Source organism: Croceimicrobium hydrocarbonivorans, assembly GCF_014524565.1.
GTDB lineage: Bacteria > Bacteroidota > Bacteroidia > Flavobacteriales > Schleiferiaceae > Croceimicrobium > Croceimicrobium hydrocarbonivorans.
Genome location: NZ_CP060139.1, coordinates 3,854,659 through 3,869,259, shown reverse-complemented (window position 1 = coordinate 3,869,259; position 14,601 = coordinate 3,854,659). Strand labels below are relative to the sequence as shown.

At 44.2% G+C, this 14,601-nt stretch carries 11 protein-coding genes; 5 read left to right on the top strand and 6 right to left on the bottom strand.

What is annotated here, in order from left to right; genetic code table 11:
• Positions 1-93 precede the first annotated feature (93 nt).
• From H4K34_RS17325 to H4K34_RS17315, 3 genes are read left to right on the top strand one after another with little or no spacing between them, the layout of a single operon-like run.
• Positions 94-3,201, top strand: a complete 3,108-nt coding sequence (locus H4K34_RS17325; RefSeq protein ID WP_210758643.1) for a WD40/YVTN/BNR-like repeat-containing protein — start codon at positions 94-96, stop codon at positions 3,199-3,201.
• A complete protein-coding gene (locus H4K34_RS17320) occupies positions 3,201-4,448 on the top strand; it encodes an NAD(P)/FAD-dependent oxidoreductase (protein ID WP_210758642.1) in 1,248 nt (415 codons plus the stop codon). The genes H4K34_RS17325 and H4K34_RS17320 overlap by 1 nt, the downstream gene beginning before the upstream one ends.
• Positions 4,445-4,699, top strand: a complete 255-nt coding sequence (locus H4K34_RS17315; RefSeq protein WP_210758641.1) for a hypothetical protein — start codon at positions 4,445-4,447, stop codon at positions 4,697-4,699. The genes H4K34_RS17320 and H4K34_RS17315 overlap by 4 nt, the downstream gene beginning before the upstream one ends.
• A 7-nt stretch (positions 4,700-4,706) precedes the next feature.
• Here the strand turns inward: H4K34_RS17315 and H4K34_RS17310 are convergent, their stop codons facing one another.
• The 6 genes from H4K34_RS17310 to htpG form a co-directional block, all read right to left on the bottom strand.
• Positions 4,707-5,291, bottom strand: a complete 585-nt coding sequence (locus H4K34_RS17310; RefSeq protein WP_210758640.1) for a thioredoxin family protein — start codon at positions 5,289-5,291, stop codon at positions 4,707-4,709.
• A gap of 150 nt (positions 5,292-5,441) precedes the next feature.
• Complete coding sequence (locus H4K34_RS17305) at positions 5,442-6,329, bottom strand: 3-hydroxybutyryl-CoA dehydrogenase (RefSeq protein WP_210758639.1); 888 nt, start codon at positions 6,327-6,329, stop codon at positions 5,442-5,444.
• A gap of 22 nt (positions 6,330-6,351) precedes the next feature.
• Positions 6,352-7,593 carry a TlpA family protein disulfide reductase gene (locus H4K34_RS17300; RefSeq protein ID WP_210758638.1) on the bottom strand — a complete coding sequence of 414 codons (1,242 nt, stop codon included), beginning with the start codon at positions 7,591-7,593 and terminating at the stop codon, positions 6,352-6,354.
• The gene (locus H4K34_RS17295) at positions 7,590-9,299 is read right to left on the bottom strand and encodes a phospho-sugar mutase (RefSeq protein ID WP_210758637.1); all 1,710 of its coding nucleotides are present in this window, start codon (positions 9,297-9,299) and stop codon (positions 7,590-7,592) included. Before H4K34_RS17295 ends, H4K34_RS17300 begins: the two co-directional genes overlap by 4 nt.
• A gap of 19 nt (positions 9,300-9,318) precedes the next feature.
• On the bottom strand, positions 9,319-10,017 hold the full coding sequence (locus tag H4K34_RS17290; RefSeq protein ID WP_210758636.1) for a head GIN domain-containing protein: 699 nt from the start codon (positions 10,015-10,017) through the stop codon (positions 9,319-9,321).
• 162 nt (positions 10,018-10,179) lie between these two features.
• Positions 10,180-12,066 (bottom strand): molecular chaperone HtpG, encoded by a 1,887-nt coding sequence (gene htpG / locus H4K34_RS17285; RefSeq protein ID WP_210758635.1) that lies wholly within the window; start codon positions 12,064-12,066, stop codon positions 10,180-10,182.
• 161 nt (positions 12,067-12,227) lie between these two features.
• Here htpG and H4K34_RS17280 point away from each other — a divergent pair, with 161 nt between their 5' ends.
• Complete coding sequence (locus H4K34_RS17280; protein WP_210758634.1) at positions 12,228-13,493, top strand: acetyl-CoA hydrolase/transferase family protein; 1,266 nt, start codon at positions 12,228-12,230, stop codon at positions 13,491-13,493.
• Positions 13,494-13,558: 65 nt separating this feature from the next.
• The gene (locus H4K34_RS17275) at positions 13,559-14,566 is read left to right on the top strand and encodes a 3-oxoacyl-ACP synthase III family protein (RefSeq protein WP_210758633.1); all 1,008 of its coding nucleotides are present in this window, start codon (positions 13,559-13,561) and stop codon (positions 14,564-14,566) included.
• Positions 14,567-14,601: the final 35 nt, after the last annotated feature.

The following is a 14,601-nucleotide window of genomic DNA, read 5'->3' as shown; positions in this document are numbered from 1 at the left end:
GTACTGAACCAAAGTAGGGAGCCAGAGTTTTATTGTAGCTCTGCATCCTGCCGATTAATGACTATTTTCGAGGATAAGACCAAACAAGCTATTATGAAACGACCTTTATTCGTTGCCATTCTTCTCTTATTTTCCGTTCTGGGCTTTGCTCAAGACAGTATTCCCCAAAAACTTTTAAGTGATCTCAATTTCCGTTCTATCGGCCCGGCCGGGATGAGCGGTAGGATAACCGCCATTAAGGTTGATCCGCGTGATGATAATCGGATCTATGCAGGTTCGGCCTCGGGTGGACTGTGGCGCAGCGAAAATGGAGGCACCTCCTGGTCATGCATTTTTAATAATGAAGCGGTTAGCAGCGTAGGCTCTATAGCTCTGGATCCACAAAACCCGGATGTAATTTGGCTGGGTACCGGAGAAGGTAATCCTCGGAATTCCAATACAGGTGGGGCTGGTATCTATCGCTCTCCCGATGGTGGTAAAAGCTGGAAGCTGATGGGATTGGAGGAAAGCCGACATATCCATCGCATTTTGGTGCATCCCTATGACCCCAATATTATCTATGTAGCTGCGATTGGTAATCCCTGGGCAGACTCCAAAGATCGCGGGGTATATAAGAGTATTGATGGCGGTAAGAACTGGGAACTCATTCTCTACAATAATGAACGAACTGGTGCGGCTGAAATGGTTATGGATCCTCAAAATCCGGATAAGCTGATTGTAAATATATGGGAGCACCGCCGTAATCCCTGGTTCTTTAAATCGGGTGGTCCCGGTAGTGGTTTATATATCACCTATGATGGTGGTGCCAGCTGGAGCCAAAAAAGCGAGAAAGATGGTTTACCCAAAGGAGAATTAGGCCGCATGGGTATTGCGATTGCCCCCTCCCAGCCCAATCGCATTTATGCCTTGATTGAAAACAAAGAAAAGAACGCCCTCTACCGCAGTGATGATGGCGGTTCGAAATGGCAGAAGATTTCGGTGGACCCTAATATTGGCAATCGCCCCTTCTACTATGCTGAAATCTATGTGGATCCTGAAAATGAAAATCGGGTATATAGCATTTGGTCAGTGCTGAGTCGTTCCGAAGACGGAGGCAAAAATTGGGAGGTGATTGCTCCTTACGACTATATCCACCCGGATCATCATGCTTTTTACATTCACCCACAGGATCCCAACTATATTATTAATGGTAATGATGGTGGCTTGAACATCAGCCGGGATCGTGGTCGTAGCTGGCGATTTGTGAATAATCTACCCCTAGCCCAATTCTATCATATCAGCTACGATATGGAAATGCCCTATAATGTTTATGGCGGTATGCAGGACAATGGTTCCTGGAAAGGTCCGGCCTATGTATGGCGTGCCGATGGCATTCGCAATGATTATTGGGAAGAGCTCTTCTTTGGCGATGGCTTTGATGTTTTACCCGATCCTAATAACAATCGCTATGTGTATGCGATGAGTCAAGAGGGCTTTGTAGGTCGGGTAGATGTAAATACTGGGTATACCCAAATGATTCGCCCGGTGCATCCAGAGCATATAAAACTGCGTTACAATTGGAATGCCCCCATTGCTCAAGATCCCTTTGATAGCACTTGCATTTACTTCGGAGCTCAATTTGTGTTTAAGTCTAAAGATCAAGGTCAAAGTTGGGAAGTGATTTCTCCTGATCTCACTACTAATGATACCAGCAAGCAGCATTTTGATGAAAGTGGCGGTTTAACTTATGATGTAACCGGAGCTGAAAATTATACCACTTTACTCTGTATTGAGCCCGGCTTATCGCCCGGAGAGCTTTGGGTGAGCAGTGATGATGGCCTTTTACATTTAAGTCGTGATTCGGGTAAAAATTGGCAGGAATTAAGTGCTAAAATGAAGGCTCTGCCTGAAGGAGCTTGGATTCCCCAGATTGTGCATTCTGCCCATCAAAAAGGAGCGGCCTTTGTAGTAGCCAACGATTACCGCCGAGGAAATGAAAAGCCCTATCTCTATTATACCGATAATTACGGCAAGAGCTTCCGCAATATTGGTATGGACCTCCCCGCCTATGTGCTATCGGTGGTTCAAGATCCGGTTGATCCCAATTTATTATTTGCCGGCACCCAAAGAGGTCTTTTCTTTACTTGGGATATGGGTCTACACTGGCAAAAATGGACTAAGGACTTCCCTACTGTGCCCGTTAATGACCTTAAGATTCATCCCCGTGAGCATGACCTCATTGTAGGCACCTTTGGAAGAGCCGCTTATATTCTGGATCCTTTAGAGCAATTAAGGGAGAGTATTGCATTACATCGCCGTAATGAAAATCCTAAGCTGCAACTATACACGGTAAATGACCCTTGGAAGCATGCCACCAAAAGAGCGGATGGCTCTCGCTTTCCAGCGGATGGAATTTTCAAGGGGGAGAATCGTAATTCAGGATTGGAAGTCTTTGTTTACAATGGTTTTGAGAAGGAAGATTCGGTAAAAAGCAAAAAGCTCCAATTGAATTTATTCGATGCTCAAAATAAGCTTCAAAGAACCTGGTACCTCGATCCCAAAGAAGGTTTGCATAAATACCGCCTAGCTATGCAGGGCAAAGGTTTAGGTTTCCCTGATAAAAATCGAAGTTTGAATGATACCACAGAACAAGCCCCAACTCCCCTGCCCTGTGGCTATTATCGCCTAGAACTGAGCTATGCTGGCCAGAAGGCCGATCAAAGCTTTGTGTATCGACTGGATCCGCGTTTGAGCGACCAAATCTCTCTGGAAGATCTGGAATCTAGTTTCCATTATCGACAGAAATTAGATGCTTCTTTAGATTCATTGCATCTGGCAAGCGATTGGTTAAAAGAGGCCAAAATGAAAATCCAGATCAGTAAGGAATTAGCACAATTGAGCTTGAAGGCAGATCAGGCGAAAGCCTACCAAGACTCCTTGAAAAGCTTGGAGAAAGGCTTAAAAGAGCTGGAAGAAAAGATATTTGGCAAGGTGGTAGATGGCTATTACGATCAGCCGGAAACCCTGCAAAGTCAGTACAATGCGATCTTAATGTACTTCTGGGGCAATTGGGCGGAAGTCCCATCCCAAGCCCAAATTTTAGAGGATAAATACCGAAAATCGGAACAGGCTTTCCTGGAAGAATGGAAAGCTTTTAAGCAAAATGACTGGCCCAAATTTGAAAGCCTTCGTCAGCAATTCAATTTAAACCTAAAAGGATAATGGCAAATTACGATGCGATTGTAGTAGGCGCCGGAGTTTCGGGCCTGATCGCTGCGAAAGAACTGGAATCGTATAATTTAAAAACGCTGATCATCGATCAGTCTCCACAGGTGGGTGGTCGATTAAAAACCGATTTCTTTGAAGGCTTTACGCTGGATCAGGGTTTTCAGGTTATCCTGAGTGCTTATCCCATGGTAAAGAAGCATTTGGATTTAAAGGCTTTGGAATGCAAGGCTTTTGACCCCGGTGCCTTTATCTTTAATGGAGCCAAATCCTTTACTGTTAGTGATGTGAAACGAAATCCGGCCGCAGCCATTTCCATGTTTTTTAGTCCGGTAGGCAGTATTTGGGATAAATTAAAAATGGCTAAGCTCCGTAAATGGGTATTGGAGCAATCCGTCGAGGATATTTTTGAGATTAAAGAAGAAAGCACCTATGACTATTTACGTGGCTATGGTTTTTCACGCAAGATTATTGAGCGCTTTTTCCGCCCCTTCTTTAGCGGGATTTTTCTGGAAAATGACCTGGAAACCTCCAATCGTCAATGCCTCTTTGTATTTAAGATGTTTGCGGAAGGCGAAGCCTGTCTTCCTAAAAAAGGTATCGCCTCAGTTGCCCAGCAAATCAAAGCAGGACTGCGTTCTACCGAGTTTCGTTTAAATACCGAAGTATTGAAAGTCGAAAAGGGGCAAGTACATCTAAAAGACGGCAGCAGTTTGGAAGCAAAGCAAATCATTATTGCTTGTGAACCGGGTGCTCTATTGCCCCAATTGGCAGATAGCACTGAATGGAATCCCACCCTGCAAGCCTATTTTGAAGGTACGGCTGGCAAATTGGCGAAAAGCCTGATTGGGCTGAATTCAGATCCTGAAGGCCTAATCAGCAATGTGGCTTGCTTATCGAAGGTGCAGCCCGCCTATGCTCCTAAAGGCAAACATTTGTATTCAGTAAGCTTAAAACAGGATCCCGGTTTATCCGAAAATCAATTGGAGGCGAAAATTCAGTCGGAGCTGGCTCCCTTATTAGGAACTCAAGCCAGCCAATGGAAATTGATTCGAACCTATAAGGTCAATCGCTCCCTGCCTCGTATCGATCAAGTGGTTTATAGCCGGTCCTTTGAAGAAAGTAGGGTTTTAGATGGAATTTACCTGGCTGGAGATCATATCTTGAACCCCTCATTAAATGCCGCTATGCTAAGCGGTGAATTGGCCGCTAAGGCCCTCATTTTAAACCATCAAGCCTCATGAGAATAGTGGGACCTCTGCCCCATCCAAAGTTCAAAGTGGTGCTCTATGCGCAGGAGCAGCACTGGTATGTCGAAATAGAAACCGGGCCCATGAAACAATGTTTTAAGGTTCCAAAAGCCCGGGCTGCCAGTCAGGCAGAAGTACAAAAGTGGCTGGATGAGGAATTTAGCGAGGAAACCTATCGCATTTTTGAAGCGATGTATCGTAATTACAAGGCTTCTGCAGATCGGAACCTCGAAAATCCCTCCTAGCCAAATTTTAGTCTTTTAAGAAATCGGCAATTTCCTTGCTGAGGCTTTCACCACGATCGCGAGCATACCATTTTTGCAGGTCGATGGTCACATCCGCTTTAGCTCTTCCTTCTGCTTTGCCATCCAAATGAATTTGTTGCGCGGCTTCCGGTCTAGGTCCCCATTCTCCTAATACTTCGCCACTTTCGCTGTAACGAATTAATTTAGGAATAGATCGACCTCCATTCGTAAGATGTTGATCCATTAGGTCCAGATTTTCATCGCGAAGGAGAATGCTTAATTCTATATTAGGACTGTATTCTGCGATTTTAGCCAATACGGGTACTGAGTGAGCTGCATCGCCACACCAGCCTTCGCTTAGCACTACCCACTTTTCCTTGCGATTCAAATTATCGAGAGTGGACTTCAATTCATCGCTAAACTCATAGCGCTTGTCCCACTTGTCCATGCGGGCCATATTCAAGTCGGTGTATCGTAGGAAATCATCCGATTCAGAGCCGCCAGTAGCTTGGCCTTGGTAGCGCATTTGCTTAATTAAATCGCGGTATTCAGTGTAAGTATAGGATTTGCGTTCTGTTGCTGTATCAGACATGGTCTATTATTTTTTCGGTTTGCAAGGTATAGACGAAGCCATCGCTGTACTATGACAAAAGGCACCAAAAGCTCTATGAAAATATAGTTCCTATCGATAAAACAATAAAGGCCTCCACAATGGGAGGCCTTTCAATGCTGTTTGCTAGACTTAGCTAAACTGAGAAGAAACAGTTTCGCTTTTAGGGCCTTCACTGTAATCGTAAAAACCTTCGCCTGATTTTGCTCCTAATTTTCCGGCACGCACCATATTTACTAATAAGGGACAGGGAGCATATTTAGGATTACCAAAGCCCTCGTACAATACATTCAGGATGGAAAGACAAACGTCGAGGCCAATGAAATCAGCTAATTTCAAAGGTCCCATTGGATGTGCCATACCTAATTTCATAATGGTATCGATTTCCTTCACTCCTGCTACACCTTCAAATAGGGTGATGATGGCCTCATTAATCATGGGCATCAGGATACGGTTGGAAACGAAACCTGGGTAGTCATTACATTCGGTAGGTACCTTGCCTAATTTCTCAGACAATTCCATAATGGTTTTGGTAGTTTCATCGGAGGTGGCATAACCGCGAATCACTTCTACCAGTTTCATTACCGGTACCGGATTCATAAAGTGCATACCAATCACCTTATCGGGACGAGAGGTAACGGCGGCAATTTGAGTTAAGGAAATGGAAGAGGTATTCGAGGCCAAAATTGCTTCTGGCTTAGAATAGCGATCCATATCGCCAAAAATCTTCAATTTAAGGTCTACGTTCTCCGTTGCGGCTTCCACTACCAAATCGGCATCGCTTAAGGCGGTCGCCATATCGGTAGAACCACTCAAATTGGTGAGGGTAGCTTCCTTTTTCGCTTCGTCGATAATTCCTTTAGAAACCTGACGATCCAGGTTTTTGCTGATAGTGTTTAATCCGCGATCGAGGGCTTCGTCAGAAATATCAACCAGATTTACTTCAAAGTCATTTTGAGCAAAAACATGGGCAATTCCATTTCCCATGGTTCCCGCTCCGATCACTGCTACTTTCTGCATGTTATAATTTTAAGAGAGGTAATTATTCGTTGAGTAATTTTTGCAAAAATGCATCATTTTCGCTCACAAAGTCTTCCCAAACCGGAGTTCCTGGTCCGGAAAAGCCGGTATGGATCTTTCGCAGCTTATGCTCCTTGTCCAGATAAATGGCCGTTGGATAGCTCATTATATGATTGAGCATCGGCAATTTCTCCGCCGCTTTATCATCGCGAGTGGCTCCCGCCAGCAGCACAGTATAAGGAATACTAAGATCCTTCTGCATTTTAGCTAAGCGCTCTTGAGCGGTAGCATAATCGCGTGTGCGCTCAAAGCTCAGGCAAACGATTTCTAGGCCCTGATCTTTGTATTGTTCATAGACCTTTGAGAGGTAACGACTTTCATCATAGCAGTTAGGACACCAAGAGCCGCTAATTTGGATGATTACCGCCTTATCGGCAAAGCGAGGATCACTTAAAGCAATGGTATCCCCTTCCAAATTAGGAAAGGCAAATTCCATTTTAGAATAGCCCTCCTTCAAATAAGTTAGGGTATCCGGGTCGGGCAATTCAAAGGTACTGTCGCGATAAGCAATCCAGGTAGCATGATAGCTACGACCGGAATAGAAATGCCCTTGCAGTGTATCATGCAATTCGGCTTCCAGGTAAAAGAGATGCGCTCCATCAAAGGCAGAGAGGTATAATTTACCTGCAGCGCCCGAACCTTCCAAATAGCGGTAATCGCCAGTAGCTGTCATGATGGTACCATAAACCCCTTTCTCCTGATCCCATTCGAAATAAGCTTTGCCAAAGCTTTCATCTTCGGTACCCGGATTAAATACCACTTTCCAATATCCTGGCAAAGGATAAAGATGCTGGGCATTTTCATAGCGTTCAGAAACTCCGGCGGTAGCGTTAAAAGGTAGATAATAGTCCTCAGCATCGGGATTGATATACTGACCTTTTAGCTGATTTCCCTCCTTTTTAACCAAGAAATAATTGGCAAAAACGGGCATTTCAATTTTGAAACTATCGGCCGCTAAGCGAATTACTTTAGCATCGATAATCTCCTCCGCATTTTTAATATGTGCCACATATTCAGAATCACTTAAGGATTCTAAGTTGAAGTTGAACTTTAAGTTGGTACTATCGTTTTGCGCGATCACAGCCTGCCAAATTCCTTCTGCTAATTGGGAGTCGGCATTGCTACCATCTGGCTTGGGAGCCGAATTCTGACAAGCTCCGAGACTCAAGCCTAAAAGCAGAATCCCTGTGGCTCTTTTTATCATAATCCTAATTCTTTGGTAATTGCCTCTAATCGACCTTCGAGTTCTGCTTTCCTGACAGCAAATTCAGAAGTATCGGCTAAATTTCCTTTTACGCTTACATAGAACTTAATCTTAGGTTCGGTTCCACTAGGACGTGCAGTAATTTTGGTGCCCTGATCCGTAACAAACTGCACCACATTGCTTTTAGGTAAGTCGATAACTTCCGTACGATTATCCGCTACATAGCGATGCTCGGAACTTTGATAATCCAATACTTCCACAATTTTCTCCCCTGCAATGGTAGCGGGGGTTTTGGTGCGGAAGTCTTCCATCATTTGGGCAATTTCCTGCTGACCTTTCATGCCTTCACGCTTCAAGGAAACCAGTTTTTCGAGGTAGAAACCAAATTTGTGGTAAACTTCTACCATCATCTCATAGAAGCTGGAGCCTAGTGATTTAGCATAAGCAGCAGTTTCTGCTAGCATTACTGCAGAAGCTACCGCATCCTTATCACGCACGAAATCGCCAATCATATACCCGTAGCTTTCTTCACCACCACCAATAAAGGTGGCTTCACCTTCGCGCTTGCGAATGATATCGGCAATCCATTTAAAACCGGTTAAACATTCGGGGCAAGGCACATCGTAGGCCTTAGCGATATCTGCAATGAGGTCTGTAGTAACAATGGTTTTGGCTACATATTCATTACCGGTCAATTTGCCATTTTCCTTCCAACGTTCAAGGAGATAGTAAATCAATACCGAAGCAGCTTGATTACCATTGAGCAATTCCATTTCACCTTCAAGATTACGAACTGCAATCCCTACTCGATCCGCATCGGGATCGGTACCAATTACCATGTCCGCACCTAGCTTCTCAGCTTGTTTAAGGGCCATGGTTAGGGCTTCTGCTTCTTCTGGGTTTGGAGAAGCTACGGTAGGGAAATCTCCATCTGGAGTAGCTTGCTCTTCCACTATAGAAACCTTTTTGAAACCGGCATTTTCCAAAGCAGGTGGTACCAAAGTAATACTGGTACCATGGATGCTGGTGAATACTACCGAAAGGTCTTCTTTACCTTGATTGCTCAAGCTTAGTTCTTGCACTTTGGCGAGATAGGCCTGATCTACAGCATCGCCAATCATTTCAATCAGATCCGGATTGGCATCGTAGCGAATTTCATCGGCTTTAACCGCACGAACCTCAGTAATTACAGCCTTATCATGAGGAGGAACTAATTGACCGCCATCACTCCAATATACCTTATAACCATTGTAGGCAGGTGGATTATGGGAAGCGGTTAAAACGATTCCACTTTGACAGTCTAAATGGCGAATAGCAAAGGATAAAGCCGGAGTTGGACGTAAATCCTCATAAAGGAAAACCTTAATACCATTGGCCGAAAGTACTTCTGCCACTTGACGGGCAAAAGGTTTGGAATTATGGCGACTGTCATGCGCAATCGCCACTTTAATTTGAATATCAGGAAACTGCTTATTCAGGTAATTCGCTAATCCCTGAGTCGCAGCACCTAAGGTGTATTTATTAATTCGGTTGGTCCCAACCCCCATGATTCCGCGTAAACCACCTGTTCCGAAGTCGAGGTCTTGGTAAAAAGCATCATTTAAGGCATCACCACCGGCATCAATCAAGGCCTGGGTAGCTTTTTGGGTTTCAGTATCATAAGGAGCTTTAAGCCAGGCTTGGGCTCTTTCTGCTGCTTGAGTCATTTGTTTTAAGGGGCTTAGGTTAGTCTTTTACTACATTGGAAGCGCCACTGAGGTTTTGGCGAACAATACGGCCATTACCACGGTAGCGAATATCAGAAGCACCGGAAGCTTCAATTTCCAGCTCTTCACTTACATTAACTTCTAGTTCGGAGGCACCACTTACGTCGATGCGCATTTTACGGCAATTGAGATCAAACATCTTGCATTCAGAAGCGCCGCTACCCTCAATGCTCACTTTATCGGCGGTACCACTCATATTGAGTTCCGTAGCTCCGCTTAATTCCATTTTAATATCATCAGCATCTACGCTCAAATTGATTTGAGCCGCTCCACTGGATTCAATATCCAGATCATTGATATCCAAAGTTCCTTTGTTGTCGATAGTCACCGCACCGGAAAGCTGAATGGATTCATAATTAGGACTGCTGATATACACATCCAATTCCTTGGCTTTACCAATACTCTTGCGGCTGCGGATATGGAGAACTCCACCCTCTACATAGGTTTCGATCAATTCCATTAGATTATCGTCAGCCACTACTTTAAGTCGGTGAATATCAGCTTGTACCAGATGAATCTCGAACATACCGCTGGCATCAATTCCATCAAATTCTTCCACATTGCGGTTTTCTTCAACCACCTTACCACTGCCGGTAACACCAACCATGCAGGAAGTAGTGAGGACCAATACCGCTATAAAGGATAAAATGCTTTTCATAAGGGTCAATTTCCCGCTAAGTTAAGGTATCAGCGCTATTTGTAGAAGTCTGGCGCGGGCTTTCACAAATTAATAATCTTCAGCGCTGTACTAATTGACAGTATTCCTTCCAGGGCACAAAAAAAGCCCTCCAAATGGAGGGCTTTCTCTTATCTCTATTTCTTAGCCTTTTAAGGCTTCAAACTGCTTCTCTACAAAATTGGTAAGAGCTTCACCGTGTAACAGGTTCTGGGCTAGCATTGCCAGATCTTTACCTTGCTTAATCAGCTCTTTCTGTTTGGCTTCATCCTTCTCATCTAAAATCGAAGAAATCAAAGGGTGATTGGTATTTACCACCAAATTGTACATATCAGGCATATCCCCCATTCCCATCATGCCACCACCGGTAGCACTCATTTCCTTCATACGACGCATGAATTCAGGAACGGTAATATTGAAGGGTACTTCGCTGCTATCCAATGATTCGAGGACCACGGTATAAGTCCCTTTATCTACTTCTCCTTCAATAATGGGCTTCAGCTTTTCTTTTTGCTCTTCACTTAAAAGGGATACCTGCTCTTCATCTTTGGCAATCAGTTTATCGATGCTATCGCTATCTACACGAGCAAATTTCACTTTCTGATCACCACCTTCCAGCTTTTGCATTAAATGGCTCACCAATGGACCTTCCATCAAGAGCACATCATAGCCTTTATTCTGGGCCTTTTTGATGTAAGCATGCTGGCCTTCCTTATGCGCAGCATAAAGAACTACCAAATTACCATCCTTATCAGTTTGGCTAGCCTTGATCTTTTCTAAGTACTCTTCAAAGGTGGCATAGCTTTCATCCACCGACTGGTAAAGAGCAAATTTCTGAGCTTTCTCAAAGAACTTATCATCGCTCAACATACCGTACTCGATGATCATTTTGATATCGTTCCACTTGCTTTCGAAGTCGGCACGATCCTTCTTAAAGAGGCTGCTCAGTTTATCGGCTACCTTTTTGGTAATGTGGCCACTAATCTTTTTCACTGCTCCATCGGCCTGTAAATAGGAACGTGATACGTTTAGCGGAATGTCCTTAGAATCAATTACCCCGTGTAAAAAAGTCAGGAAGTCAGGTACAATACCTTCCAAATTATCAGTTACGAAAACCTGGTTTTGGTATAACTGAATTTTATTGCGCTGTAAGTCCATATTGGGCTTAATTCGCGGGAAGAAGAGAATACCATTCAGGTCGAAAGGATAATCCACATTTAGGTGAATATGGAACAAGGGCTCTTCGAAAGTCATGGGGTATAACTGACGGTAGAACTCTTTATAATCTTCTGCTTCCAAATCGGCCGGAGCTTTGGCCCAGGCAGGTTCAGTTACATTAATAATATCGGGAACGGTACGCTTGGTTTCCTTCTTATCCTCGCCATCACCTTCGGTTTCGGTAATTTCCTTTTCACCAAATTGAATGGCCACCGGTAAGAAACGGCAGTATTTTTTGAGCAAATCGCGAATACGACCTTCTTCTAAAAACTCGGTAGAATCTTCATTGATATGCAGAACGATATCAGTACCGCGCTCTTGACGTTGATCGCTTTCCTCCAAGGTAAATTCAGGCGAACCATCACAAGACCAGTAGGCTCCCTTTTCGCCATCGCGATGCGAACGTGAGAAGATTTCCACTTTGGAGGCTACCATAAAGCTGGAATAGAATCCTAATCCGAAGTGACCAATAATGGCCGCTCCATCGGCTTTATCCTCATACTTCTGCACAAACTCCTCGGCTCCAGAGAAGGCTAATTGATTGATGTATTTATCAATTTCCTCTGGGCTCATGCCAATACCTTTATCGGAGATGGTTAAGGTTTTATTTTCCTTATCCACTTTCACCTGGATAGTCAGATCACCTAATTCGGCCTTTGACTCACCAATACGACTTAAGGTCTTAAGCTTCTGGGTGGCATCCACCGCATTGGAAACTAATTCCCGTAAGAAGATTTCATGATCACTGTACAGGAATTTCTTGATGATCGGGAAAATATTGTCGGCTGTAACGTTTATTTTACCGGTACTCATAATTTTATTTTTTGGTCATCCATCGAAAGGCAAAGGCTGTGCCGAGGGACGCTAAACTGACATCTTATCAGCTTGCTGTCAGAAAAGCTCTGTAAACCCTGACAAGCATCATAGTTTCGCCTTTCGGGCCGTCGTAATCTTGTATAAAATTTGAAAACACCATGAACTATTGCAGCGCTGAAGAAGCCGTAAAAGTGATCCAAAGCAATGATCGCGTTTATGTACACTCCGTTTCTATGGCCCCCCAGCAACTTATTAAGGCCATGACTGCTCGCCACGCCGAATTACGCAATGTAGAAGTAGTGCATTTGCATATTGAAGGCGATGCTCCTTATGCCAATCCTGAATATGCCCAAAGCTTCCATGTAAACTCTTTGTTTATTGGAGCCAATGTTCGCCATACCCTCAAAGCCGGAAACGGTTCCTATACCCCGGTTTTCCTGTCTGAGATTCCTTATTTATTCCGTAAAAGAGTATTGCCTATTAATGTGGCTTTAATGCAAGTTTCGCCACCCGACAAACACGGTTTTTGCTCTTTGGGCACTTCCGTGGATGCGAGTTTAGCCGCTGCCCATGCCGCTGATCACGTTATTGCTCAGGTAAATCCTCGAGTTCCCCGTACCCATGGTGATAGCTTAATTCACGTATCCAAATTCGATTCTTTGGTAGAAGTGAATGAGCCAATCCCTTCTCATGAACCTGGCACTCCTACCGATGTAGAAATGGAAATCGGTCGGCATGTAGCTTCATTGGTAGAAGACGGATCCTGCTTACAAATGGGTATTGGTGCCATTCCCAATGCAGCTTTAAGCCAGATGGGGCACTTGAAAAACCTGGGTATTCACACCGAGATGTTTTCTGATGGAATTCTGGATTTAGTCGAAAAAGGCATCATCAATGGATCCGAAAAGAAAACCCACCCTGGTAAAATTATCAGTGGCTTTGTAATGGGATCTCAGCGTTTGTACGACTTTATAGATGATAACCCACAGGTTAACCTGCTGGATATCGGCTATGTAAATGATACGGCCGTAATCCGCAAGAACCCGAAAGCGATCAGTATCAATTCGGCCGTAGAAATCGATTTAACCGGTCAGGTATGTGCCGATAGTATTGGTGCCCATATGTACAGTGGTGTGGGTGGCCAAATGGACTTTATTCGCGGTGCCATGCTCTCTAAAGGTGGTAAACCTATCATTGCTTTGCCTTCTACCACTCGCAAAGGCCTTACTCGTATTGTTCCTTTCTTAAAAGAAGGAGCCGGAGTTGTAACCACACGTTCTCATGTTCATTATATTGTAACAGAATACGGAATTGCGGACCTCTATGGCAAAACTTTGAAACAAAGAGCAGAGGCTTTAGCGGGCATTGCCCATCCTGATCATCGTGAAAATATTCTTCGAGAGTACCACGACGCGATCCACTAAGGTCACCAAAGTCTCTCGTTCCTTTTTCATTTCTTTGCTTTCGCTTTAGGATTGAAAATTCAGACATGAAAAGAACAATTATAGCCGGGGTTGGACACTATGTTCCAGAAAATGTAGTAACCAACCTCGACCTCTCTCAAATTATGGACACTTCTGACGAATGGATTCAGGAGCGTACCGGTATTAAAGAACGTCGTTGGGTTCGCTCCGATGGCGATGAAACCACTTCCAGCATGGGCACTATCGCTGCGCAAAGAGCGATTGCCGATGCAGGATTGGAGCCCAATGATATCGACTTTATCGTTTTTGCCACCTTGTCTCCGGATTATTATTTCCCAGGACCTGGGGTGCAAGTGCAAGAGAATTTAGGGATCGACACTGTAGGGGCATTAGACGTACGTAATCAGTGTAGTGGCTTTATTTACGGACTTTCCGTTGCCGATCAGTTTATCAAAACTGGCATGTATAAAAATGTGCTGCTAATTGGCTCTGAACTGCATAGCGGTGGTTTGGATAAAACAACTCGTGGTCGTGGTGTATCCGTGATCTTTGGTGATGGTGCCGGAGCAGTTGTTTTACAAGCCAGTGATGATCATAGCAAAGGAGTATTAACTACCAAATTGCATTCGGAAGGCAAGCATGCCAAGGAATTAGCCTTATTAGGTCCTTCTACCTCCCATTGGGTAGATCGTATCATTGAAGAAAATAATCCTGAAGATTTAAGCTATTACCCTTATATGAACGGGAACTTCGTGTTTAAGCATGCCGTTACTCGTTTCCAGGAGGTTATTCACGAGGCCTTAAATGAAGCGGGCAAAAGCCCCGAAGATCTGGACCTTTTAATTCCACATCAAGCTAATTTGCGCATCTCCCAATATGTGCAAGCTAAAATGGGCTTGGGAGCCGATAAGGTATTTAACAATATCATGAAGTACGGTAATACCACCGCTGCTTCCATTCCGATTGCCTTAAGTGAAGCTAAAGCGGAAGGTCGACTCAAAGAAGGCGATCTCCTCTGCCTGGCAGCCTTTGGTAGTGGATTTACCTGGGGCAGTGCCCTGATCCAGTTTTAAGATTAAAAATCTGATAATCAAAGCCCGGCAAATTA

Coding starts and splice junctions, on each gene's coding strand:
- H4K34_RS17310 (WP_210758640.1), bottom strand. CDS start 5,291: ATGTCTGATACAGCAACAGAACGCAAATCCTATACTTACACTGAATAC.
- H4K34_RS17280 (WP_210758634.1), top strand. CDS start 12,228: ATGAACTATTGCAGCGCTGAAGAAGCCGTAAAAGTGATCCAAAGCAAT.
- htpG (WP_210758635.1), bottom strand. CDS start 12,066: ATGAGTACCGGTAAAATAAACGTTACAGCCGACAATATTTTCCCGATC.
- H4K34_RS17300 (WP_210758638.1), bottom strand. CDS start 7,593: ATGATAAAAAGAGCCACAGGGATTCTGCTTTTAGGCTTGAGTCTCGGA.
- H4K34_RS17325 (WP_210758643.1), top strand. CDS start 94: ATGAAACGACCTTTATTCGTTGCCATTCTTCTCTTATTTTCCGTTCTG.
- H4K34_RS17275 (WP_210758633.1), top strand. CDS start 13,559: ATGAAAAGAACAATTATAGCCGGGGTTGGACACTATGTTCCAGAAAAT.
- H4K34_RS17290 (WP_210758636.1), bottom strand. CDS start 10,017: ATGAAAAGCATTTTATCCTTTATAGCGGTATTGGTCCTCACTACTTCC.
- H4K34_RS17315 (WP_210758641.1), top strand. CDS start 4,445: ATGAGAATAGTGGGACCTCTGCCCCATCCAAAGTTCAAAGTGGTGCTC.
- H4K34_RS17305 (WP_210758639.1), bottom strand. CDS start 6,329: ATGCAGAAAGTAGCAGTGATCGGAGCGGGAACCATGGGAAATGGAATT.
- H4K34_RS17320 (WP_210758642.1), top strand. CDS start 3,201: ATGGCAAATTACGATGCGATTGTAGTAGGCGCCGGAGTTTCGGGCCTG.
- H4K34_RS17295 (WP_210758637.1), bottom strand. CDS start 9,299: ATGACTCAAGCAGCAGAAAGAGCCCAAGCCTGGCTTAAAGCTCCTTAT.